We start from the raw sequence: 21,030 nt of genomic DNA, 5'->3' as shown, positions 1-21,030 counted from the left end.
TTTTTATTTCTGTATCATTTTTCCATAACTTTTGTTTTAAGGACATGTCTATTAGAACAAGTGAAAGCTTTAGCAGAAGCTGGGAAAAATCCTCAAGAGGGGGCGATGCAAAAGGCGGCGAAAACGGCTATAAAGATTTTAAAAGGAACAATTTCTAGTTTACCCAGTGCTACAAAGTTGGTTGAACAATGCAGCAATCTATTGCCGTTGATTTCAAATTTTTTGGGTTTAGGGTAGCGTGTCAAATTAAGAGGTTGTTTGAAAAGTGTTTTGCTGTGAATATAGGCACTTTTAGATCCCCCTTAACCCCCGTGTACATACAAATTTTTGATGAGGCCATTTAAGATTTATCGTACAACCCCTGAGATACCTTAAGAAAGGTTATGCTACGCAAAATCTGTTCCTCTCCTTAGTAAGGCTATGGTGTATACACAAGTTTGAAACAGTCTACTCACTTGCATTTAGGGGTAAATTTACCCCACCCTAACCCTCCCCTTATAAAGGGGAGGGAACCAGATTTTCCGGTTTCCCCCAATATATCGGGGGGATTAAGGGGGTAATTCGATGACTTGTGTACACTAGCACCCTTCGACCCCATTCAAATTTGAGATTAAGGTAAAATTATAAGTAAAAGTATTAAGAATTTTAAAGAAAATAATCAATGTCCAGCATTTCTCTTGACAAAAGTAACTCTCATGTCGTCGTTATTGGTGCGGGAATAGGTGGACTGACTGCTGGAGCATTATTAGCTCATAGAGGTTACAGTGTCTTAATTTTGGATCAAGCCCTCGTACCAGGAGGCTGTGCTTCGACGTTTAAACGCCAAGGATTTACCTTTGATGTGGGAGCAACTCAGGTGGCGGGATTGGAACCAGGGGGAATTCACCACCGCATTTTCTCAGAATTGGACATAGATTTACCGGAAGCAACGCCTTGCGATCCTGCTTGTGCAGTGTATTTACCTGGGGAAAGTACACCGATTAATGTTTGGCGTGACAAAGAGAAATGGCAAGAGGAACGACAAAAACAGTTTCCTGGTAGCGAACCGTTTTGGCAGTTGATGGCAACTTTATTTGCTGCTAGTTGGGAATTTCAAGGACGCGACCCGGTATTACCGCCGCGTAATTTATGGGATTTGTGGCAGCTAACTCAGGCGGTGCGTCCGAGTACATTAATTACCGTACCCTTCACCTTGTTTACGGTAGGAGATGCTTTACGGTTGTGCGGACTGGGAAATGACCAGCGATTGAGGACTTTTTTAGATTTGCAACTGAAGCTATACTCCCAGGTAGATGCAGAGAATACAGCATTACTTTATGCAGCCACAGCCTTAAGTGTATCCCAACTGCCCCAAGGATTGTTTCACCTCCAGGGAAGTATGCAAGTATTAAGCGATCGCTTGGTACAATCCTTAGAGAGAGACGGCGGCAAACTTTTGATGCACCACACAGTAGAACAAATCAAAGTAGAAAACGGTAAAGCTACTGCTATTGTTATTAGAAATCAGAAAACTGGCGAAGTTTGGACAGAAGCAGCCGACCACATAGTTAGCAACGTCACCGTGCAAAATTTGGTGCAGTTGTTGGGAGAACAAGCGCCATCTGGATATAAAAATCGGGTGGAAAAATTGCCCCAAGCATCGGGTGCTTTTGTGGTGTATTTGGGTGTAGATGCCAGCGCAATTCCACATGGGTGTCCTCCGCACTTACAATTTCTGTACGATGCTGATGGGCCTATTGGCGAGAATAATTCCCTATTTGTTTCCGTCAGTCATCCTGGAGATGGCCGCGCACCGGAGGGGAAAGCGACAATTATTGCTTCTTCATTTGTCGATCCCGCACAGTGGTGGCAGACTGATGATTATGAAGGACTAAAAGAAAAGTTTACCGAAGAAGCGATCGCTCGTCTTGCCCAATATTTCTATCTCAAACCAGAAACTATTATTCATCAAGAAGCCGCAACACCGCGCACCTTTGCCCATTTTACAGCCCGCGATCGCGGTATAGTTGGTGGCATCGGTCAAAGGATTCCCACCTTTGGCCCCTTTGGGTTCGCCAATCGGACACCAATCCAGAATTTGTGGTTAGTTGGTGACTCCACCCATCCAGGGGAAGGTACTGCTGGGGTGAGTTATTCAGCGCTAACAGTAGTTAGGCAAATTGAGGCGTGAAGAAGGCAGATTTAACTATAATTGAAAACTCTGCCTTGATTGAAAGGTAAGTCATACTTATAACCGATGGCAAACAGGACACAAAACTGGTCAAATTAAGTTAGTGTTGCGAATGCTGGAGTAATGACAGACAGCGTTTTAATTCTTGGTGGACGAGGGCGGATTGGTAGCAGTGTTGCTCAGGATCTCGCTACCCATACGCAGGCTCAAATTACGATTACTGGACGTTCTGCGGAGTTTGGGAAGGCTGTAAGCTTGTCTTCAGGAGGACAAGTGCAGTTTTTGGTATTGGACTTGGCAGAAGTTGACAAATTGCGAGATGCGATCGCAAACTCTAATTTAGTCATCCATTGTGCCGGGCCATTTCACTATCGAGATACTAATGTTCTCGAAACCTGTATTGCTGAAGGCGTTAATTATCTAGATGTTAGCGACCATCGGTCTTATACCAGCAAAGCTCTGAATTATCATGAAAAAGCTGCTGCTGCTGGCGTGACAGCAATTATTAATACTGGCATTTTTCCTGGTATTTCTAACAGCATGGTACGTCAGGGAATTGAACAATTTGAGCGACCAGAAAACATCCATTTAAGTTATTTAGTTTCTGGTTCTGGTGGTGCTGGCATTACAGTAATGCGAACAACTTTTTTAGGGTTGCAGTATCCTTTTGAGACTTGGATAGATGGAAAATGGAAAATAGTCAAGCCTTATAGTGAAAGGGAAATAGTTGAGTTTCCACCTCCCTATGGACGCACCGGAGTTTACTGGTTTGATATGCCAGAAACCTTTACACTGCCCCATGCTTTCCCATCAGTGAAAACTGTAATTACTAAGTTTGGTTCCGTTCCAGATTTTTATAATCATCTAACTTGGATTGCGGCACACATTTTCCCCAAGTGGTTAATGCAGCGTCGTTACATGATTGAATTTCTGTCTCATGTCAGCCATTCAATGACAGATGTCACTAATAATTTTAGTGGAATTGGAGTAGCAGTTCGTTCTGAGGTTACAGGGCAGAAAAATGGTGAAACAGCCGTTTATTGCTCAACTGTCGTGCATGAAAATACTGCTGTGGCTTCTGGTTGTGGCACAGGTAGTATTGCCCAATTATTGCTAGAAGGTAAACTCAAAAAACCTGGAGTTTTTCCTGTAGAAGAAGCATTACCAACAAATTTATTTGAAGAGGTAATGCAAAGCCGAGGAATAAAAATTAATCATAGTTGGTCATAAGTGTCTATCCGATCGGAAAGTAAAAATATCAGTCTACTTGAGTCGATTTGAACTATTAGTCCAAAAGTTGAGTTCTAGATGGTATTGTTAGTAAGCACGACAATCTTTGACTATAGGGATTATCATTTTAAAAAAGTACACGGGTAAGGTGGCACAATTTTGTCCTCCTACTAAATCATTTGAGAACAACGAGATCCCCGACATTTTAGAGAAGTAGGGGATTTTAGTCTTGTGAATAAGATTACCCTAGCTAAAAATTAATATACCTTGAGGTAGAAGAAAGAACTGTACCTAAACACTTAGGATGCCTGTGAGCCTAAGATATTCAATCTATCTTCTACCTCAAAAGCCTCATAACAAAAAGATTAGGAGATTTTTTTCATGCAAAAAATTCTATTAAGTTTAAAACAAGCATTACGTTCAAGCTTTTTGGTTGTTGGCTTGATGGTTTTCATCAGCTTGTCAGGTTCTTTCATTTTTGTTCAGCAAACTAGTCACGCAACTACTCTTGAAGAATTAAAACTAATACCTCCAGAGTATAAACCAAATTCTGAAGAAAAAATTAATCGTGCTAACGAATTTGACCCAGGTGTTGGTATTCAAGAAGAAGAACGACAAGAAGCTTATGAGCAAGCAATAAAAGATTCAAAAAATCTTAATACTATAGAGAAGACTTACGAAAGAAATTTGAAGGCTGAACAAAAACAAAATCCCCCAGAAAGTTTTGGTGAAAAAGCGAAAGAAGTTATTGAAAAAGTGACAGGAAAATAGGGAATATAGACTGAACCTGAACCGCTTTATTACAAAGAAATTAGAATTTAAGAATCAAAACGCCTCTCCGGTTTGAAGCAAATTCAGAAAATTAAATTGTAGCGACTGTCTTGAAAGTCGCTACATACAAGAAATATTTTCACTCAAATTCATCTATTGTGGTGGGAGGAGTAGTATTTTTATTGTTAGCAAAATTGCGCTCATACCACTTCATTAATGGAGTTGCACTAATGCCATGCACAATTACCGAGGCTACAATAGTAGTGTAAGTTATCCAAGCAATTTGTTCGGCTGCCTCACCTTTCAAACCATGACCAAAGGCATAAGCTAGATAATATAAAGAACCAACACCGCGAATCCCAAACCATCCAAATAACAACCGAGTTCCTGGGTGGAAGGTTCGGCGGCGTGAATCTAGAGGACGTTTACCTATTGTGCTAATCCAAACTCCTAAAGGTCTGACGATCAAGAATAACAAAACTATTACTAACACAGATTGCATAGCATAATTGAGTATTGGTTTCAATAATAATATTGAACCCAATAGTAAAATTGTCCCAACTTCCAGTAGTTTTTCGATTTGCTCAACAAATTCTAATTGTTCTATCGGTTTTTCAGAATTTTTGTAACTGCGTTGGACAACTAAGCCAGCAACAAATACCGCCAAAAATCCATAGCCATTAACCATTTCTGTTAAGGAATAAGTTATGAGAATTGTACTGATAGCAGTAAAGTCTTCCATTAACTTATCGGCAGGACGGCGTTTTTGAATTTTTTGTTCAATCCAAACTATAGATTTGGCAACAATAATTCCCATAATAATGCCAGATGCGATCGCCCAGATCAAATCAACTGTAATCCACTGTTTAAACCAGTTACCCCAGTTGTCATCTTTTAAAGCATGAAGACCAAAATAAACAAAGGGAAAAGCTAAAGCATCATTTAATCCACCTTCAGAGGTTAAACCAAATCTCAACTCATCTTGGTCATTTGCACTGGTCAATTGTACTTCTGATGCTAATACTGGATCTGTAGGTGCAAGAATTGCTCCTAATAAAATTGCTTCTCCCCAATTCATTCCTAAAAAGAATTTACCCACAACAGCCAGAGCAAAAATTGAAATTGGCATCAGAAATACAATCAATCGCACTGTAATATCCCAAACCCCTAATTTTAGAGGCCGAACAATTCTTAAGCCGCAGCTAAACACAGAAATAATCACGACAAGTTCTGTTATTTTCTCCAGCAGTTCGGTATTAAAAACGTCATCTCGACGTAATTCAATCAGCCCTAAGCCATAAGGGCCTAAAAAAATACCAACCACTAGGTAGATGATGGCAAAAGAAAGGGGTAAGCGAGTAATCCAACCCGACCCTAAAGTTACCATCAGTAAAAGTAGACCAATTACAAATAGGTCAATAATATAGATATCTACCATATAGCGATTTACATAAATATAAGGTGTTGCTTTGTAAGCTTAGTTGCAATACCTTTGTATTAGAATTTACCTATAGGCAGATTTTCTGGGATTAAGAATTTAGAGACATCACTAAATTAGAGAAGAAAGGAATAGATAAATTTGGCGTTGGCTTTACCCATCCTAGACATTGCGCTTTGATTATTTGTTAGAAGTCCTTTAACTAATTGGATGTAGCACGGGAATATAGCTAAGACACACCTATACGCTTTTACGAATGATTTATAAGCTAAACGACATCTAATTTATTTATATAACTCTTGTGGCATAGACCGAAAAGCCTACGCTAATTATGCAAGTTAAATGTGGAACGGCTTAATCGTGTCCCGCGCTAAGGGCATAAAGCCTTCATTGGTGTAAACTTAAGCCGAAAACTATATCAGACAGGCGTTTTGCAAATCCCTTACACCCTCATCCCCTAATCCCTTTTCCCAAAGGACAAGGGGAATTGAATGTCTAGTTTCCCTCTCACGGATGGGAGAGGGGCTGGGGGTGAGAGCAAAACGTTGTCACCAAGCGGGTTTCGAGTTAAGTTGACACCAATGGGCCTTGCGCCCCTACGACAAGTGTGGTTCAAATAGATGAAAACTGTTGTAAGACCAAAGAGCGAAGGGATTTTTGAGCTTTCCGCATAGATTAGGGAATATAGCAATTAGCTAGACATGATATATTTCCTACTTTCTGACTCAGATATCGCCCAATTTAGTACAAATATACTATAATAGATATAGCGTCCACAAAGCCTAGCCAAATGCATAATGGCTCTGTGAAAACCTTCTGGAAGATGGATTCAAGGGTTAGTTCGATGATGAAGCATTATATTCTCAACCTCAATCCGACTGCCAAGCATGAATGGGATCGGTGTATTTTACGTGACCCGCTGACTGCCAAACGCCCAGACATTGCTAAACTCATTGCCGAAGCAGTTGGTGCTGATACAGGTAGTTATTTGGTCAGCGTGAATATTGAAGTTCAAGTTTTGCAGCAAGCGGCAGTACCTCAAGCCGAACAACTCTCGCTTTCATTTCCAGAGGTGAGTGTGCCGTCACAACCACAACTGCGGGAAGCAGCTTGAGCTAAAGTGTAGAATTTAGCAGAAAATAATTAGCCTGCTTATGCAGGCTTACTTTATTAGCCGCAGACTTCAGTCTGACGGCTAAATAAGTCATGGGTATATGGGCGGACTTAATCTTAAAAGGCAAAATTAATAGTGTTATTCAAAAGACATCTCTAGAAATTAATGACGATCGATATTCATTTTTACTCCTTTGTCTAAAGCTAATTTCAAAAACTTAAAAAATTAGCTCATACAGAGTAAAGATAAAAATTTTTGAGAGTTTATTTTAACTTTATTTTAGCGAAAAATTAGGAAAATGATTGTAAATAATTAGAGGAAAATAATTGGCATACCTGCACTTCAGGCATCGCTTTTTCTCACCTAATTCAATACATTTGGACTATAATATATATATAGCTTCCACCAAGCTGAGTTAAGTGTAAAACTGCTCTGTGACAGCCTTTTGGTAAATAAATTCAAGGGTTGGTCTTATACTTAAACACTACATTATTGACCTGAGAGGAAAATTATTAAATGATGCAACTGAGTCATTATCCAGCTGCGATCGCACAAGCTGCCCAACGGGCTAATGAAATAGATTCTCAGTTGATGGCAGTGCAGCACCAAGTTAACCGATTTGAAGGCAATGCAGACCGCACCGCTGCCTTTGAGATGGATTTGAAGAATGATGCTCAACGCAAGGCTCGTCGCTTTGAGGTGTTGCTTGTGAATCAGGAATATCAAAAGGCAATAGACACCCAAATTCGATTAACTGTCGAGAAAGCAAATGCCATCGCCCATTTGGAATATCTGCGTAACCAGTTTAGTGTAGCTAAGTTGGAAGCAAGATTAGCGATCGCTCAACAACTTTCTGATTTTGAATCTCGTGAATTAGTTGGTTTATAGTCACACCTGAACCGTAGTATGATTAGACAACTGCTAAGGAGGCTAAGTTACCTTTGTAGCCACTAATTTCAATCACAGCATCCGTGAGGGCAGAGAATCCATTAGTGTTATCATTGAGTGCCAAAAAAGTCTGCCCCTTATTCTCTGTACCAAGGGTAAAAGTTGCCGCACCTTTAGCCACAAAAGCAGTTGCACTCAATATCTGCTGTACATCGGAAAGATTTAGACTCGCAACAGTGCCAAGTTGAACTAAATTAGTAGCGTCAACTGCATACAGCCCATCTATTTTATCTTCATCGATTTTCAAATCAGTAATTTTATCAAAGCCAGACAGCAGCGAATCACTCAGACTATTGAACACAAATTTATCAGCGCCACAACTGCCTGTGAGGGTATCACGCCCAGCGCCACCGTTAAGGATGTCATTACCGTTACCACCAACTAGTTTGTCATTTCCGGCTAATCCAAGGAGTTGATCGTTACCGTTTTTGCCTTTAATTTGATCGTTACCAGCCGCACCAGTGAGCGTGTCTGCACCATTGCCACCATTTAAGCTTTGGTTTGGCACAGTTCCTTCTGTGGTGGTCTTGCTGAGAAGTTGACCATTGGCATCATACAGATAAGTGGCAACTGCATCAGTAGTGCCATCACTGTTGCTGTCAATATCTGCGCTAGTTACTTTGCCATTGGCATCGTAGTTGTAAGTGGTAATCTCCTCAGCGATGCCATCATTGTTGAGGTCAGCTAGCTGTGCAGCTAGTCTGTTGTTAGCGTCGTAACTTAGGGCAGTCACTCGATCAAAGATACCATCATTATTGTTGTCAATTTTCTGTGAAATCAGCTTGCCGCTCAAATCGTAGCTGTAGATGCCAACTGCATCAGTTACACTATCGTTGTTGAAGTCATAACTGGCGGATGTGCGTCCATAAGTATAGGTTGAGACATAATCAACTATGCCGTCGCCGCTGTTGTCACGCCTAGAAGATGTCAACTTGCCGTTGGCATCATAAGTATTATCAATTGTGACAAAATCAACTATGCCGTCGCCATTGTTGTCTTCGCTAGAGAATGTCAAGTTGCCGTTGGCATCATAAGTAGAGGTTGAGACATAATCAAATATGCCGTCGCCATTGTCGTCACGGCTATAGGATGTCTGGTTGCCGTTGGCATCATAGGTTTCGACATAATCAACTATGCCGTCGCCGCTGTTGTCATAGCTTTTGGATGTCAACTTGCCGTTGGCATCATAAGTAGAGGTGTAGCCATTATCAACTATGCCGTCGCCGTCGTAGTCTTCGCTAAAGGATGTCCGGTTGCCGTTGGCATCATAAGTATAGGTTTCGACTCTATCAACTATGCCGTCGCCGTTGGAGTCACGGCTAAAGGATGTCTGGTTGCCGTTGGCATCATAAGTATAGCTTAAGACTCTACCAACTATGCCGTCGCCGTTGAAGCTTTCCGTAGATGTCAACTTGCCGTTGGCATCATAAGTAGAGGTTTCGACATAATCAACTATGCCGTCACCGTTGTAGTCACCGCTTTTGGATGTTAACTTGCCGTTGGCATCATAAGTAAAGGTTTCGACTATATTAACTATGCCGTCGCCGTTGGAGTCTTCGCTAAAGAATGTCCGGTTGCCGTTGGCATCATAAGTAGAGGTTGAGACAAAATCAACTATGCCGTCGCCGTTGGAGTCATTGCTAAAGGATGTCAACTTGCCGTTGGCATCATAAGTAGAGGTTTCGACTGTATCAACTATGCCATCGTTGTTGATGTCAGAGCTAGAGGATGTCCGCTTGCCCTTGGCATTATAAGTATAGGTTGAGACAAAATCAACTATGCCATCGTTGTTGATGTCACCGCTATACGATGTCAACTTGCCGTTGGCATCATAAGTAGAGGTATAGACATAATCAACTATGCCATCGCCGCTGTAGTCCTGGCTTTCAGATGTTTTGTTGCCGTTGGCATCATAAGTAGAGGTTTCGGCATAATCAACTATGCCGTCGCCATTGTTGTCTTCGCTAAAGGATGTCTGGTTATAGCGGTAGGTAATAACTGAGTCTATTATCCCATCACTGTTGTTGTCTATCTTCTCAGATATCACATTGCCAGCAGCATCGTAAGTGTAAGTTGTAGTTGAAGGCATAATATTTGTGTTCCTTATCTGTTTGATTCGGTCTTGTGTCAGGGCAAACGCATCATGTCAACAAAAGGATTTTATTCTCAATCGGCTCAAAAATAGTCGCATTAATCCCCGCTTATTGACATAAATTTAGCGTCACTGATAGCGTAGCGTTAGCGACGCAGGAGCGTCACAGCCTGTCGTAGATATTGCTTTGAGTCTTGGAAACTAAACCAAATGAGAAATGCTGATTTTGTCGTTGGTTCTTAACCTTGGTTGCGATCGAGAGTAATTTAGATGCGTTTGCCTTGGGTGTTGTGTATTGCGATGTATTTTCATGATACAGCGCTATAGTTAGCAAAATCTTTTTATAGGACTCATATTTGATTTTTGAAAAAAACTCAGTACACCTTTATTCCTTCTTCCCAGTCCCCAGTCCCTAGTCCCTACGATTAATTCAGAAATCAAATCGGATTGCTATATCTACTAAATGTGGGTAGTTGAAAGTCGCAGGAGATTGTTAAATGTATTTCTGTTGTATCATTTATAAAAATGACAATATAAGATAGAATTTTTTCTAGTCAGTGTTCTGAATTACACTATTTATATGATATAGAGCATTGCTAAATACAGCAACTTGGTGTAAATATTCGCACACTAAGGCAAAGTTTTAAAATTCGATTCGCTACAAACTTGTACAAGGCTGTACTAATTTTTAATATTATTATGCCCGTCTAATTGTCAATCATAAAAGCACGCCTTTGCAAGCGAGCAAGGGAGTAAAAGCTACGCTTTAGCTGGGTGGGGTTAGCACGGGTATTATATCTATTTAAGCGGACATGATATCAGATAGCAGTTGGGCAATTTGCTGATTAATAACTGCAACATTAAAACGCTCACTAGCAGTAATCCTGGCATTCTTAGCTATATTTGCAGTTATTTTCGTCTCGTGTAAACAAGTGCTAATTACTTGTGCAAGTTCCTGGGGTTTTCCTGGTGTGACTAAAAAACCATTAAGTCCATGTTCTACTAATTCCATTGCACCTCCAGCTTTGGCTGCAACTACAGGTTTTTCACATAGCATTGCCTCTACAATCACTCTACCAAAAGGTTCTGGTGAAGTAGAGGTATGTGTCACCAAGTTACAAACTGCCATTAACTGGGGAATATCAGAACGAAATCCTAAAAACTTGACTCTATTTTCTAATTCCAGTTCACGAACTTGTTGGTGCAACTTTTGGACATAATCTTGTTCGCCAAACAGTGCATCACCCACTAAAATTGCTATTACATTATGCGGACATTTAGCAAGGGCATCAATTAAAATATGTTGCCCTTTCCAAGGTGCAAGACGGCTAAAGTGTCCAACGACAAATTTCCCTTCTAATCCTAACTTTTGCTGTAGTTTCTGAATGTCAGACTCATCAGTTTGATAATTTTTGGGATTAAAGCCGTTATAAACAACTTCGATGATGTCTGGGCGTCCTCCTGCTTGTACAAAGGCAGATTGACTAGCTTGGGAATTAGCAATTACTAATAATGCAAAACGATTAGCTAGGTTAACAGCAATACGAAGATTAGTTGGGCTAAAATGTTCTTTGGAAAGAATATCATGTAAATGATAAACCAGAGGGCGACGACTGAAAAAACTTGCCAACGCACCGACAACTAATGCTTTTTGGGTGTTGGCATAGATTAAATCGTATTCACGCGCTTTTTTAACTACCTTAGTAATTAAAGGTGCAAGTTGTCTCAAACTGTTGAATCCTTGTAGCAAACTGCTTTCTTTGCGAACTTGGATTGCTTGAGTTGCGAGGACTTCTACTGGGATATAATTTTGTTGTAGTAAATGTTTAAATGGGCCATCTGCAAATAAACCTACTAAAGCGCGATCGCCATAAGGTTTAGCAATATCTATTAAACATAATTCGGCACCACCTGGTTTACCGCTTTGATCCAAAAAAAGAATTCTCATTCAACCTCTTTTTATCTAATTTGACCCGTGTAGTGCCCCTAGTATTTATTAAACTTACTTGTTTAAGTTAATAAAACATTCCGTACTTGCTGGGCAATTTGATTCCAGTCGTAGTGTGTGGTAGCATAGTGGCGACAGGCCGATTGTGAAGGTATGGGGAGATTACCCAAAAGCACTTGCTCTAATTTTTCAGCAATGGCTGATGCTTCTGTTGAAGTAGTAATTAAATCGGGTGAAAATTCTGATAAAATTTCTGGCATTCCCCCAACTGGAGTACATAAAACAGGAGTACCACAGGCTAGAGACTCAACTATTACTAATCCAAATCCTTCAAAAGATTGGCTAGGCATAATAGTCAATTCAGCAGCTTGATAAGCTATAGGTAATTGTTCATCAGGAAGAAAACCTAAAAATTTAACGTTGTCTTCTAGTCCTAATTCTGTAGCCTGTTGTTGTAGTGCAGCTTGAATGTGACCGCGACCTGCGATCGCTAGCCAAACATCTGGTATTCTGGGCTTAATTATAGCTAGAGCTTGCAATAATTTGTCAACTCCCGTTCGATGCACTAAGCGGCGTGATGTAAATATAATCCGGCGATTAGTAGGCCAACCTAGCTTTGCACAAGCCTCTTGGGGTGATAAATTTGGTTGAAACCAGTTAATATCAACTCCACCGGGAATAACATGAATTTTGCTCCACGATACTTGATATTTATCGTGTAAAATTTTCCCAAATGCTTTGCTCAAAACAATGAAGCGATCGCAACGATTATAAGTGTTTTTTTCTATTAACCAGTGCTTGATTAAAAGACTGAGATTTTTATTAACTACCTCTTGCTGACTTTCAGAAGCCCAAGGGCCATGAAAGTTAAAAGTAACTGGTACTCCCTTTGGCAAAATATCTAAAAGAGGAAAGCTGTATAATGCAAAGTGCAAATTAATAGCATCTGGTTTGCTAGTTCTTGTTTTCTGGAAATTCGTGCGAATTGACCATAATCTTTGCCAAATAGCACTATCGGGACTCGCCAAGTTAGTCAGCTTAATGGGCGAATTTATCTCAGCCTCTGGTAGACCAATTCCACATAATTCAATCTGGTCTTGATTTGCTGCTAATTTATGAGTTAGTTCATAAATATACCTTTCTAATCCTCCGGGACTTTTGGGAAACCAGCCTAATCCCAGAGTGAGAATAGATGCAGATGATGAAGTAAAGTTTTCTAGTTTATTTTCCACTATGTATCGCCTATAAATATACTAAAACAAGCGCATATCTCTGCGCTTTTACATCTGTATCTAAACCTGAATCAATAGAATTTATGAGTACACATTACCAATAATAATTTTTGTATATAAAATCAATTTATAAACTATTTATATATCAACGTCAACAAGGATTTAAACCTGTGTTTTTATTAACCAGATAACACTGATATAGCTATATATGATACCTATCAATTCAGAAATGTGAATGCTATATAGGGAGGAAGCAAAGCTGGTATAAAGCAAGAAACATAGAAGATTTTTGTATTAATGCTTACTATTATGATGTAAAAATAAGTAAATATTAATACCTTTACTCGACTATATCCATTTTTGTTGCAACCCAAACGTAGACCGGATATTAACCACTTAAAAATAGTTGTATTTTTTTACGGATTTCATAAACAATGATTGTATATAAATAATTAAAACCTGAAAATTATATGACAAATAAATTACTGACGCAGTTCAAAAAACTCCGTCATTATCTCAATCAGTACATCAAAAAACTATCTAATACTAAATATTTACAAAGAAATAAAACTTTCAACTTTTTACTCAGTCTGACTATTGGAGTTATTGTTACTACCCTTGGAATTACAACAGACTGGGCAACAACTGGAACACGCACGCTTACACATAATACTATTGGCAGCGAAAATATTCGGGTACAAAATAATACTGAAATACACCCGCTTAAACATAAAATCTCATCAACAAATAATACTATTGTCAGCGAACATGTGTGGGTAAAAAACAATACTGAAATACCCATACTTACACACAAAATGTCGCCAATAAGTAATACTATTGGCAGTGAAAATCTGCGGGTACAAAACAATACTGAAACAGCCGCGCTGAACTACAAAACATCGTGGATAGGTAACACTATTGGTAGTGGAAATCTGCGGGTACAAAACAATATTGAGGGCATGTATGTTGCTCCTGATGGCACAGTTTATACCAACAGTCATTGGGATGAGGCGGCAATGGAGGCAGGAATATATAAAGATGGTAAGGTTATTGCTGCCCTTGGGGATACTCACGGCTGGAGTCGTGGCGGTGGCAAAGCTGTAACCGCAAATAGTAAATATGTTTACATTGCCATGACTCAAGGTTCGAGGGGCGATACAAAAGAAGATTATCCACCAGAAGGAACAACTTGGTATAGCGTTAGACGCTATGATTTATCAGGAAAACCCGCGCCGTTTCCGAATGGGCGTGGTTGGGATAAAAGTATGTTGATTACCAGTACTAAAAGTGAAGTTACTGGATTAGCAACTGTGGGAAGCGAGTTGTATGTAAGTGATTCTGCTGCTAACCAGATTCGTGTTTATGATACTGATACGATGAAGAAACTTCGCAGCTTTGCCGTTGCTAATCCGGGAGCAATAACTATCGATTCACAAAAAAATCTGTGGATTATTCAAAGCAAAAATGGTAGTAAACCTGCAAAAATTTTACATTATTCCCAAAGTGGAAAGCAATTGCCCCAACAGATTGCAGATATCGTCGAACCAACTGCGATCGCTATTAATCATCAAGGTAAGCTGTTAGTAGCAGAAAATGGCCCGCGTCAGCAAATGTTGACTTATGAGATCAAAGATCGGCCAGTGCAGGTGAGTAGTTTTGGCACTAAAGGCGGTATCTATGCAGGAGTTCCTGGTGAAGTTCGAGATTTGAAACTTTACGGACTTACCGGAGTCGGTACAGATGCTTCCGGCAATATCTATATAAATAGTAATGGTTTCAACAAATCAGGAACAGATTTGCGGAAATTTTCGCCATCGGGAAAACTAATGTGGCGATCGCTGGGATTGATATTCGTCGATAATGCAGATGCCGATCCTAAAACTGATGGTGTCGATTTATTCACCAAACAAGAACACTATCTGATGGATTACAATCAGGCTGCTGGTAAGCAATGGAATTACAAAGCCTACACCTTAAATGCTTTCAAATATCCTCAAGATCCACGTCTGCATACATCTCCAGATGGAACCTTTGTTCGCCGCATTCAAGGGAAGCCGTTTTTGTTCCTCACAGATATGTATAACAGCTTTCTGCAAATATATCGTTTTAATTCAGCCACTGATGGTAAAGTTGCTATCCCCGCCGGCATGTTTGTTGGTACTAATAGCGCAGATAAACCATTTATCACCGGAAATTGGCCACCGCATCAACCAGAAAAAGGAGAATGGATCTGGCGCGATCGCAACGGTAATGGCAAATTTGAAAAGAACGAATACGATCGCAGTAAAGATTATCCTTATCTCGGTGGCTGGTGGGTAGACAGCAAAGGAGATGTTTGGAAAGCTTTGCGAACAGAAGATGGCATTCGACATTATTCTTTACAGGGAATAGATCCTAAAGGCAACCCCATCTACAGCTATAGTTCGATGGAAAAGCAAACTACTCCCAAAATATTTAACGACTTGCGCCGGATCGAATATTTCCCTGAAACAGATAGTATGTATTTGTCAGGTTTTACGGTAGATCGCCCTGCATTTAGTGACGATGCTGGAGTTGCTGGATCTGAGATTGCCCGTTTTGACAATTGGAGTAAAGGAAATCGTACTCCTAAATGGCGGATTGTAATTCCCTACGACAGCACCGGGAAGCGTGAAGTGTCTACAGCAGCAATCAGTGTCACGGAAGACTATGTATTTGCCGTGACAGTCAAAACCGCAGAGGTATATGTCTACAATGCCAAAACCGGAGCGCAAGTACAACAGTTAAAACCAGGCCCAGAAGTTGGCAGCGAAAGTGGCTGGATTGATATACCCTACGGTATTCGCGCTTTTCGGCGTTCCAATGGTGAGCATCTAGTATTTGTAGAAGAAAATTGGAAAGGAAAAGTGATTATGTATCGGCTGGCGGGGTGAGTATTTACACTAATTACGATATAACACAGCTTTGACTCTAAAAGGATGTTTTAAAAGTAGTTAGCTGTGACTTTAATCGAATTCTTACCCCCCTTAATCCCCCCTTATAAAGGTGGGAAACAAGAAAATCCGGTTTCCTCCCCAATATATCGGGGAGGGTTAGGGTGGGGTAAAGAAATATTTGATACATTAATCATGACTTTTAAAACATCCTCTAAGCTTAACCAAGCCACAGATTCCCGACAACTTTTACAGAGTCGGGGATTTTGTTTTTCACAAATGATTCAGTATTGCTATAGAACTAGTATTTTATTTCTGAAAAAACTCAGTACAACTAGGAAGCTTTCTTTCCCCTTGCCTATTGCCTACCTACGCAAATCAGTTCAGAAATCAAATCGGATTCGTATATACAAAAATATGCGATTAAATGTATCGCAGATTTAGTGTCAATTATTTTGTCATTTCTTATTTAGTCTGAACCCGCGCCTGCTTCACCATTGCAATCAAAGTTTGATGAGCATCTTCCGCATCTACTAAAACACGATCGAATTGAATGCGAACTGGTACAGTTTCCCCATTTACTTGCGCTGTTAAATCCATACCCTGTGCATCAATTGACAGCATTTCGGCTGCATTCGCATCTGTGACACCACCAAAAGCTTTAGCATAAATAACTACAGCATCAGCATGATCGTCATTCATGTGCTTGCAGATGCGCGAACTAATTTCAGCAGAAAAACCATTAGACATTGTGAACTTAAAAATGATGAATATGGCAAGAGCCTAAATTCTCGGCTAAGTAGTTTAAATTAGCAGAAAAAGCTAGTCTTACGCCATCGTTATTATAAGTTATATCTGAAAAACAATTGCTGTTGTATATATTTGATAAGTTAAGTTTATTACTGGTACAAAAATTAAATTAAAATAAGCATTATCCAGTATTTTTACCTTTCATTGCGGAAACCAGACAGCGTAAACTGTAGCAGAAGTATTAGCCAAAACTATTGCAGCTAAGAGACAATGAGCGAAATTAGCCCCAGACGAATTGTAATTGGGGATGTGCATGGACACTATGAAGGTTTAATGACACTGTTGGAGGCGATCGCCCCCACGTCAGAAGATCGAGTCTATTTTCTGGGAGACTTAATCGATCGCGGCCCTCATAGCGCACAAGTAGTTAATTTTGTCAAACAAAATAACTACCCATGTTTGTTGGGAAATCATGAGCAGATGTTATTAAGCATTCTGACGAATGAAAGGACTTCCTCCTCGACCATGCAAGCATGGCTGTTTGGGGGAGGGCAAGCTACCGTGGCCAGTTACCAAGAGGCTCCCATTCCTGATGACCATCTGGATTGGTTAAAAGCTTTGCCTACATACATTGACTTGGGAGATATTTGGTTAACTCATGCTGGTGTTGACCCTTCCAAATCTGTGACAGAACAAACTGCCGATGAACTGTGCTGGATACGAGAGGAATTTCACAGTATTGAAAAACCCTACTTTCCAGATAAACAAATTATCATCGGTCACACCATTACCTTTACCCTGCCGGGTGTTTCTCCTGGTAAACTGGCACAAGGAAAGGGATGGCTAGACATAGATACTGGCGCTTATCATCCCCGCAGTGGCTGGTTGACTGGACTAGATGTGACAAATCAGTTGGTTTATCAAGTTAATATCTTTAAAAACTATATCCGTACCCTGCCTTTAGAAGAGGTTGTAAGTACAGTCGATCCAGCCAAAATTAAAGTCGATCGCCGCAATAGGAATTGAGGAATATTTGAAATGAGGGGGAGAAATCAATTAAAAATTCAAAATTTAAAATTCAAAATTAAAGAACTTCTGCCCCCTGCCTGGTTGTTGAGCGTAGTCGAAATACTGCCTCCTGCCTCCTAACTCCTGCCTTCTGCCTCCTGCCTCCTGACTTCTATCTCCTCTTTCCCAATTTCCTTAAGACTTCGCTAATGGTCGAATATTTGCTTTATAACTAGCATTATCCAAGCCAGATTTTCCATTACTAGGTTGAGAGTTAATTGCACGTCTGAGGGCATCAATGCGATCGCTGGTTCCGGGGTGTGTACTCAAAAATGTCGGACTGGAACCACCCTTTTTCAGCAGCTTTTGCATAAAAGAGACCATTGCTGACTGGGCATAACCAGTACGTGTCAAAGTTCGTAGTCCTCTTTGATCGGCCTCAAATTCGTTTTTACGACTGCGTGGTAAGTCTCGCGCTAACTGTACACCAATTTGCACTGCGGAATTTCGATCTAAGCCAGCCGCCGTTAATAGACCGCTTTCGAGGGCTTTTTGCTGCATCTGCTTGACTACGTGTTTCCCGCCAATATGACCGATTTCATGGGCGAGTACACTTGCGAGTTCCGCTTCATTGTCTGCGGTTTTCAGCAAACCCGTGTGGACATATACATAGCCGCCCAAGGTCGCAAAGGCGTTAATAGCGTCATCCTCAACTATCTGAAAAGTATAGGGGAGATCGGGGCGATCGCTATTCGCTGCTAAACGCCGACCAACTTGTTCTACATAACGATTCACTTCGGGATTGCGGTAAAGTCGGACTTGACTGCCGACCAATTCCTGATTAATCTGCTTACCAAGATCAACTTCTTGATTAGGGGATATATTAGAAAGCTGAAATGCCTGAACTCCTTGGAGTAAAAGAGGTAAGAAATCTAAAGTTCTTCCAGGCAAGGGTGTACTCAGGCACAGACTCAGGGCGACTACCACTGAAATTAGGGGATAAAACCAGCGACGCCGCCATACACGGTAATTTGCAGCAAAACCTTTCCAATTGAACATAATACGCTTTGAAGATTATTTTGGAAGAACATAAAATGAGGGGACAAATTATGAGACGGATTTAGAGTATTCTAAGTTGCATTCTTAACTCAATATCAAAGGAGTTGTTATACAGATAATCTTGACTCAAATCGACCGAACTGCGGGAGGCTAGAGATTCTCTCTAGAGATAGCCCTAAACACTAGATTTTACTTTCTAGGTGCGTAAGTATTACAGCAGAATTCAGAATTCAAGAGTCAAACACGCTTTATATATGGGTAACAGACGCGAGCTTGTGTACCTTACTTTCCTTGAAATCTGCTATAACAGGTAAAATTTTCAGGGTTAGCTGCCGACTCTTCGGAAATTACGAACTCGTGATAAACTGTCGCATAACTGCAACCCTTGAATACTTTGAGTTATTACCAAATAGGGGAAATTACTGTTTCCATCGTAAACTTTCTAGCTACAATCCATTACTTCGTTATTAACTCGGAAAACTTTTTATGGCTATTTTAGATTCAAAAGGTCGCTTGTTTGGCAAAATCAATCTCCTAGATTTAGGTGCTTTACTGGTAATTTTGCTAGTTATCTTTGGCATCTTTATTTTTCCTGGCACTTCTGGTTCTGTTGCCCAAGTTGGTGCGAAAACAGTACCCATAGAAGTAGACTTAGTAGTTCGTGGTTTGAATGTACGCGACCCGGAAAAATTAATCGACAATGGTTTAAAAAAGGGTGGAAAAACCAATGTGATTATCCGCAATCAGCCATACGGACAGATTGAAATTAAATCTATTCAACAGCTACCTAGAACAATCAATGTCTTCCAACCGGATGGTACTGTTAAAGAACTGCCAGATCCAAAAAGAAACAATTATAGTGCAGATTTTCTTTTGACTTTAGATGGTAAAGCCCAAGTTACTGAAAGCGGGCCAGTTTTGGGTAACAGTAAAGTGAAAATTGGGATGCCATTTGAGTTAGAAGGCTTTAACTACAACTTCAATGCAACTGTCATTGATATCAGATTGAAAGACAAATAGTATATCACTTTTGTTGATAATATTTTCTCTAGAAATCTTATTAAACATCTGCTGAAAAAGAATGTAGAGACGCGTTAGGAAAGCAAGGCGAAAGCCCAGTCCAATTTTGCGTCTCTACTACTCATGTTAATTAAGCAAAGGCAAAAATTTGCGAATTAACCCAATTGTCACTGCTGGCAATTCTAACTGTGGTGTCAATCCGACATCTTCCAACTGTTGAAAAAATCGGATCGCTAAGGGATTGATTTCAGCAAGGCGGCGACCAATTGAGGGACCTGTAAATTGCGACTTTTGTCCCCAAATAATCGCAGTGGGAGTGACTAATTGTTGAATGTAAAGGGATAAATCAAAGCACAAATCGCCACGTACAAAGGACAGTGCTGCATACTCAGCATTAGGTTGTTGGGCAGATTCTAGATAAGCATCTACAATTTCTTCGTAAACTCGATTGGATTGAGCAAATTGCCGTTGTTCTAAAAAGCTGCGAATACCACCACTAGTAGCAATTCCAGTGCTGTAAAGTAAACGATCGACAATGGGAACGCTAACTAACTGGGCAAAAAAACTCCTAGAGTAGTCTTCGCCAAAGTCAGAAAGTCCGGCGGGGGTAGTAAGAATTAAAGACTTAAATAAATCAGGATGATTTGCTGCTACCTGAATTGTAAATGCTGCGGTCAAAGAAGAAGCGATCGCTGTTACTGGCCCAGTACAAGTCTGCTCGAAAAACTCCCGAATCGTAATCAAATAATCCTCAATTTTATAACTCCGTGCTGGATGTTCAGACCTACCCCAACCGAGCAAATCTGGCGCAATGACCCGATATTCAGCCGCAAAAGCCGGATAAACTTTCGACCACTCATAAGCAGAAGATCCACCACCAAAGCCGTGCAAGAATACCAAAGTTTCGCGATCGTCTTTGGCAGTCACATTATCCTCCCAAGGCGCTCCAGCAGCAGTATAATATACCATTCTACCTAGTGAGGTATTTATAGAGCGTTGTTCAAATCCTAGTGGTTGAAGCATAAGTTTTTTTGTTGACTGTAGTGATTCGTTGGCACAAGTAAGACACGATACCTGGGGCGCAGGCGCACGAAGAGAAGATTCGATAATTTCTCCGCCTCCCCTTTAGTCACCCTAGATGTTTACCGCATTCAGTGCTGAGTAAATTAAAAAGCACTTAATATTTGTGTACTTAGTAAGAGCAACGTCCTTTGTAGGCAGTCTTTTCACTCAGCACTGTTCATGTGTCTAGTTCAAACTCCCCACTCATTGTTATTATCAGCGAACCAATCACTCTCAGACTTCTCGCTAGCGTCAGATTAAGTAGATATAAAATTA

Annotated in this window: 15 protein-coding genes and 1 pseudogene; 9 read left to right on the top strand and 7 right to left on the bottom strand. The window is 40.4% G+C overall.

Annotation, left to right across the window (positions count from 1 at the left end):
* The 4 genes and pseudogenes from RMX89_RS14030 to RMX89_RS14015 form a co-directional block, all read left to right on the top strand.
* Positions 1 to 237 (top strand): annotated as a pseudogene (locus RMX89_RS14030) (hypothetical protein); the annotation flags it as partial.
* Positions 238 to 661: 424 nt separating this feature from the next.
* Positions 662 to 2,170 (top strand): C-3',4' desaturase CrtD, encoded by a 1,509-nt coding sequence (crtD, locus tag RMX89_RS14025; protein ID WP_322689351.1) that lies wholly within the window; start codon positions 662 to 664, stop codon positions 2,168 to 2,170.
* A 123-nt stretch (positions 2,171 to 2,293) separates the two neighbouring features.
* Positions 2,294 to 3,400 (top strand): saccharopine dehydrogenase family protein, encoded by a 1,107-nt coding sequence (locus tag RMX89_RS14020; protein ID WP_322689350.1) that lies wholly within the window; start codon positions 2,294 to 2,296, stop codon positions 3,398 to 3,400.
* A gap of 381 nt (positions 3,401 to 3,781) precedes the next feature.
* A complete protein-coding gene (locus RMX89_RS14015; RefSeq protein WP_322689349.1) occupies positions 3,782 to 4,171 on the top strand; it encodes a hypothetical protein in 390 nt (129 codons plus the stop codon).
* A gap of 139 nt (positions 4,172 to 4,310) precedes the next feature.
* Here RMX89_RS14015 and RMX89_RS14010 read toward each other — a convergent pair whose 3' ends face one another.
* The gene (locus RMX89_RS14010; protein WP_322674830.1) at positions 4,311 to 5,609 is read right to left on the bottom strand and encodes a sodium:proton antiporter; all 1,299 of its coding nucleotides are present in this window, start codon (positions 5,607 to 5,609) and stop codon (positions 4,311 to 4,313) included.
* A gap of 844 nt (positions 5,610 to 6,453) precedes the next feature.
* Between RMX89_RS14010 and RMX89_RS14005 the strand changes: the two genes are divergently transcribed.
* Together RMX89_RS14005 and RMX89_RS14000 are read left to right on the top strand one after the other, a co-directional pair.
* Positions 6,454 to 6,723, top strand: a complete 270-nt coding sequence (locus RMX89_RS14005; RefSeq protein WP_069069307.1) for a hypothetical protein — start codon at positions 6,454 to 6,456, stop codon at positions 6,721 to 6,723.
* Between the two features lie 516 nt (positions 6,724 to 7,239).
* Positions 7,240 to 7,611, top strand: a complete 372-nt coding sequence (locus tag RMX89_RS14000) for a hypothetical protein (RefSeq protein WP_322674831.1) — start codon at positions 7,240 to 7,242, stop codon at positions 7,609 to 7,611.
* A 22-nt stretch (positions 7,612 to 7,633) separates the two neighbouring features.
* Here RMX89_RS14000 and RMX89_RS13995 read toward each other — a convergent pair whose 3' ends face one another.
* The 3 genes from RMX89_RS13995 to RMX89_RS13985 form a co-directional block, all read right to left on the bottom strand.
* The gene (locus RMX89_RS13995; RefSeq protein WP_322689348.1) at positions 7,634 to 9,760 is read right to left on the bottom strand and encodes a bluetail domain-containing putative surface protein; all 2,127 of its coding nucleotides are present in this window, start codon (positions 9,758 to 9,760) and stop codon (positions 7,634 to 7,636) included.
* Between the two features lie 805 nt (positions 9,761 to 10,565).
* Complete coding sequence (locus RMX89_RS13990) at positions 10,566 to 11,711, bottom strand: glycosyltransferase (RefSeq protein ID WP_322689347.1); 1,146 nt, start codon at positions 11,709 to 11,711, stop codon at positions 10,566 to 10,568.
* 62 nt (positions 11,712 to 11,773) lie between these two features.
* On the bottom strand, positions 11,774 to 12,943 hold the full coding sequence (locus RMX89_RS13985) for a glycosyltransferase family 4 protein (RefSeq protein ID WP_322689346.1): 1,170 nt from the start codon (positions 12,941 to 12,943) through the stop codon (positions 11,774 to 11,776).
* 470 nt (positions 12,944 to 13,413) lie between these two features.
* Between RMX89_RS13985 and RMX89_RS13980 the strand changes: the two genes are divergently transcribed.
* Positions 13,414 to 15,855, top strand: coding sequence for a hypothetical protein (locus RMX89_RS13980; RefSeq protein WP_322689345.1), 2,442 nt, complete (start codon positions 13,414 to 13,416; stop codon positions 15,853 to 15,855).
* 465 nt (positions 15,856 to 16,320) lie between these two features.
* Here RMX89_RS13980 and RMX89_RS13975 read toward each other — a convergent pair whose 3' ends face one another.
* Complete coding sequence (locus tag RMX89_RS13975) at positions 16,321 to 16,605, bottom strand: DUF2470 domain-containing protein (protein WP_322674836.1); 285 nt, start codon at positions 16,603 to 16,605, stop codon at positions 16,321 to 16,323.
* 270 nt (positions 16,606 to 16,875) lie between these two features.
* Here RMX89_RS13975 and RMX89_RS13970 point away from each other — a divergent pair, with 270 nt between their 5' ends.
* Positions 16,876 to 17,631 carry a metallophosphoesterase family protein gene (locus RMX89_RS13970; protein ID WP_322683693.1) on the top strand — a complete coding sequence of 252 codons (756 nt, stop codon included), beginning with the start codon at positions 16,876 to 16,878 and terminating at the stop codon, positions 17,629 to 17,631.
* 177 nt (positions 17,632 to 17,808) lie between these two features.
* Here the strand turns inward: RMX89_RS13970 and RMX89_RS13965 are convergent, their stop codons facing one another.
* Complete coding sequence (locus tag RMX89_RS13965) at positions 17,809 to 18,672, bottom strand: M48 family metallopeptidase (RefSeq protein ID WP_322689344.1); 864 nt, start codon at positions 18,670 to 18,672, stop codon at positions 17,809 to 17,811.
* 486 nt (positions 18,673 to 19,158) lie between these two features.
* On the opposite strand from RMX89_RS13965, the gene RMX89_RS13960 reads away from it, so the two are divergent.
* Positions 19,159 to 19,692 (top strand): DUF4330 domain-containing protein, encoded by a 534-nt coding sequence (locus RMX89_RS13960; RefSeq protein ID WP_322674839.1) that lies wholly within the window; start codon positions 19,159 to 19,161, stop codon positions 19,690 to 19,692.
* 126 nt (positions 19,693 to 19,818) lie between these two features.
* Here RMX89_RS13960 and RMX89_RS13955 read toward each other — a convergent pair whose 3' ends face one another.
* The gene (locus RMX89_RS13955; RefSeq protein ID WP_322689343.1) at positions 19,819 to 20,715 is read right to left on the bottom strand and encodes an alpha/beta hydrolase; all 897 of its coding nucleotides are present in this window, start codon (positions 20,713 to 20,715) and stop codon (positions 19,819 to 19,821) included.
* Positions 20,716 to 21,030 lie beyond the last annotated feature (315 nt).

The organism is Nostoc sp. DedSLP04, assembly GCF_034530775.1.
Classification (GTDB): domain Bacteria; phylum Cyanobacteriota; class Cyanobacteriia; order Cyanobacteriales; family Nostocaceae; genus Nostoc.
Note: the sequence above shows the minus strand (reverse complement) of the source record. Positions and strands in the feature narration are given on the sequence as shown.

Excerpts from the sequence above, each read along its gene's own strand:
- RMX89_RS13975 (WP_322674836.1), bottom strand. The coding sequence starts at position 16,605 with ATGTCTAATGGTTTTTCTGCTGAAATTAGTTCGCGCATCTGCAAGCAC.
- RMX89_RS13995 (WP_322689348.1), bottom strand. The coding sequence starts at position 9,760 with ATGCCTTCAACTACAACTTACACTTACGATGCTGCTGGCAATGTGATA.
- RMX89_RS14015 (WP_322689349.1), top strand. The coding sequence starts at position 3,782 with ATGCAAAAAATTCTATTAAGTTTAAAACAAGCATTACGTTCAAGCTTT.
- RMX89_RS13965 (WP_322689344.1), bottom strand. The coding sequence starts at position 18,672 with ATGTTCAATTGGAAAGGTTTTGCTGCAAATTACCGTGTATGGCGGCGT.
- RMX89_RS14005 (WP_069069307.1), top strand. The coding sequence starts at position 6,454 with ATGATGAAGCATTATATTCTCAACCTCAATCCGACTGCCAAGCATGAA.
- RMX89_RS14000 (WP_322674831.1), top strand. The coding sequence starts at position 7,240 with ATGATGCAACTGAGTCATTATCCAGCTGCGATCGCACAAGCTGCCCAA.
- RMX89_RS13990 (WP_322689347.1), bottom strand. The coding sequence starts at position 11,711 with ATGAGAATTCTTTTTTTGGATCAAAGCGGTAAACCAGGTGGTGCCGAA.
- RMX89_RS14010 (WP_322674830.1), bottom strand. The coding sequence starts at position 5,609 with ATGGTAGATATCTATATTATTGACCTATTTGTAATTGGTCTACTTTTA.
- RMX89_RS13955 (WP_322689343.1), bottom strand. The coding sequence starts at position 20,715 with ATGCTTCAACCACTAGGATTTGAACAACGCTCTATAAATACCTCACTA.
- RMX89_RS13980 (WP_322689345.1), top strand. The coding sequence starts at position 13,414 with ATGACAAATAAATTACTGACGCAGTTCAAAAAACTCCGTCATTATCTC.
- crtD (WP_322689351.1), top strand. The coding sequence starts at position 662 with ATGTCCAGCATTTCTCTTGACAAAAGTAACTCTCATGTCGTCGTTATT.
- RMX89_RS13970 (WP_322683693.1), top strand. The coding sequence starts at position 16,876 with ATGAGCGAAATTAGCCCCAGACGAATTGTAATTGGGGATGTGCATGGA.
- RMX89_RS14020 (WP_322689350.1), top strand. The coding sequence starts at position 2,294 with ATGACAGACAGCGTTTTAATTCTTGGTGGACGAGGGCGGATTGGTAGC.
- RMX89_RS13960 (WP_322674839.1), top strand. The coding sequence starts at position 19,159 with ATGGCTATTTTAGATTCAAAAGGTCGCTTGTTTGGCAAAATCAATCTC.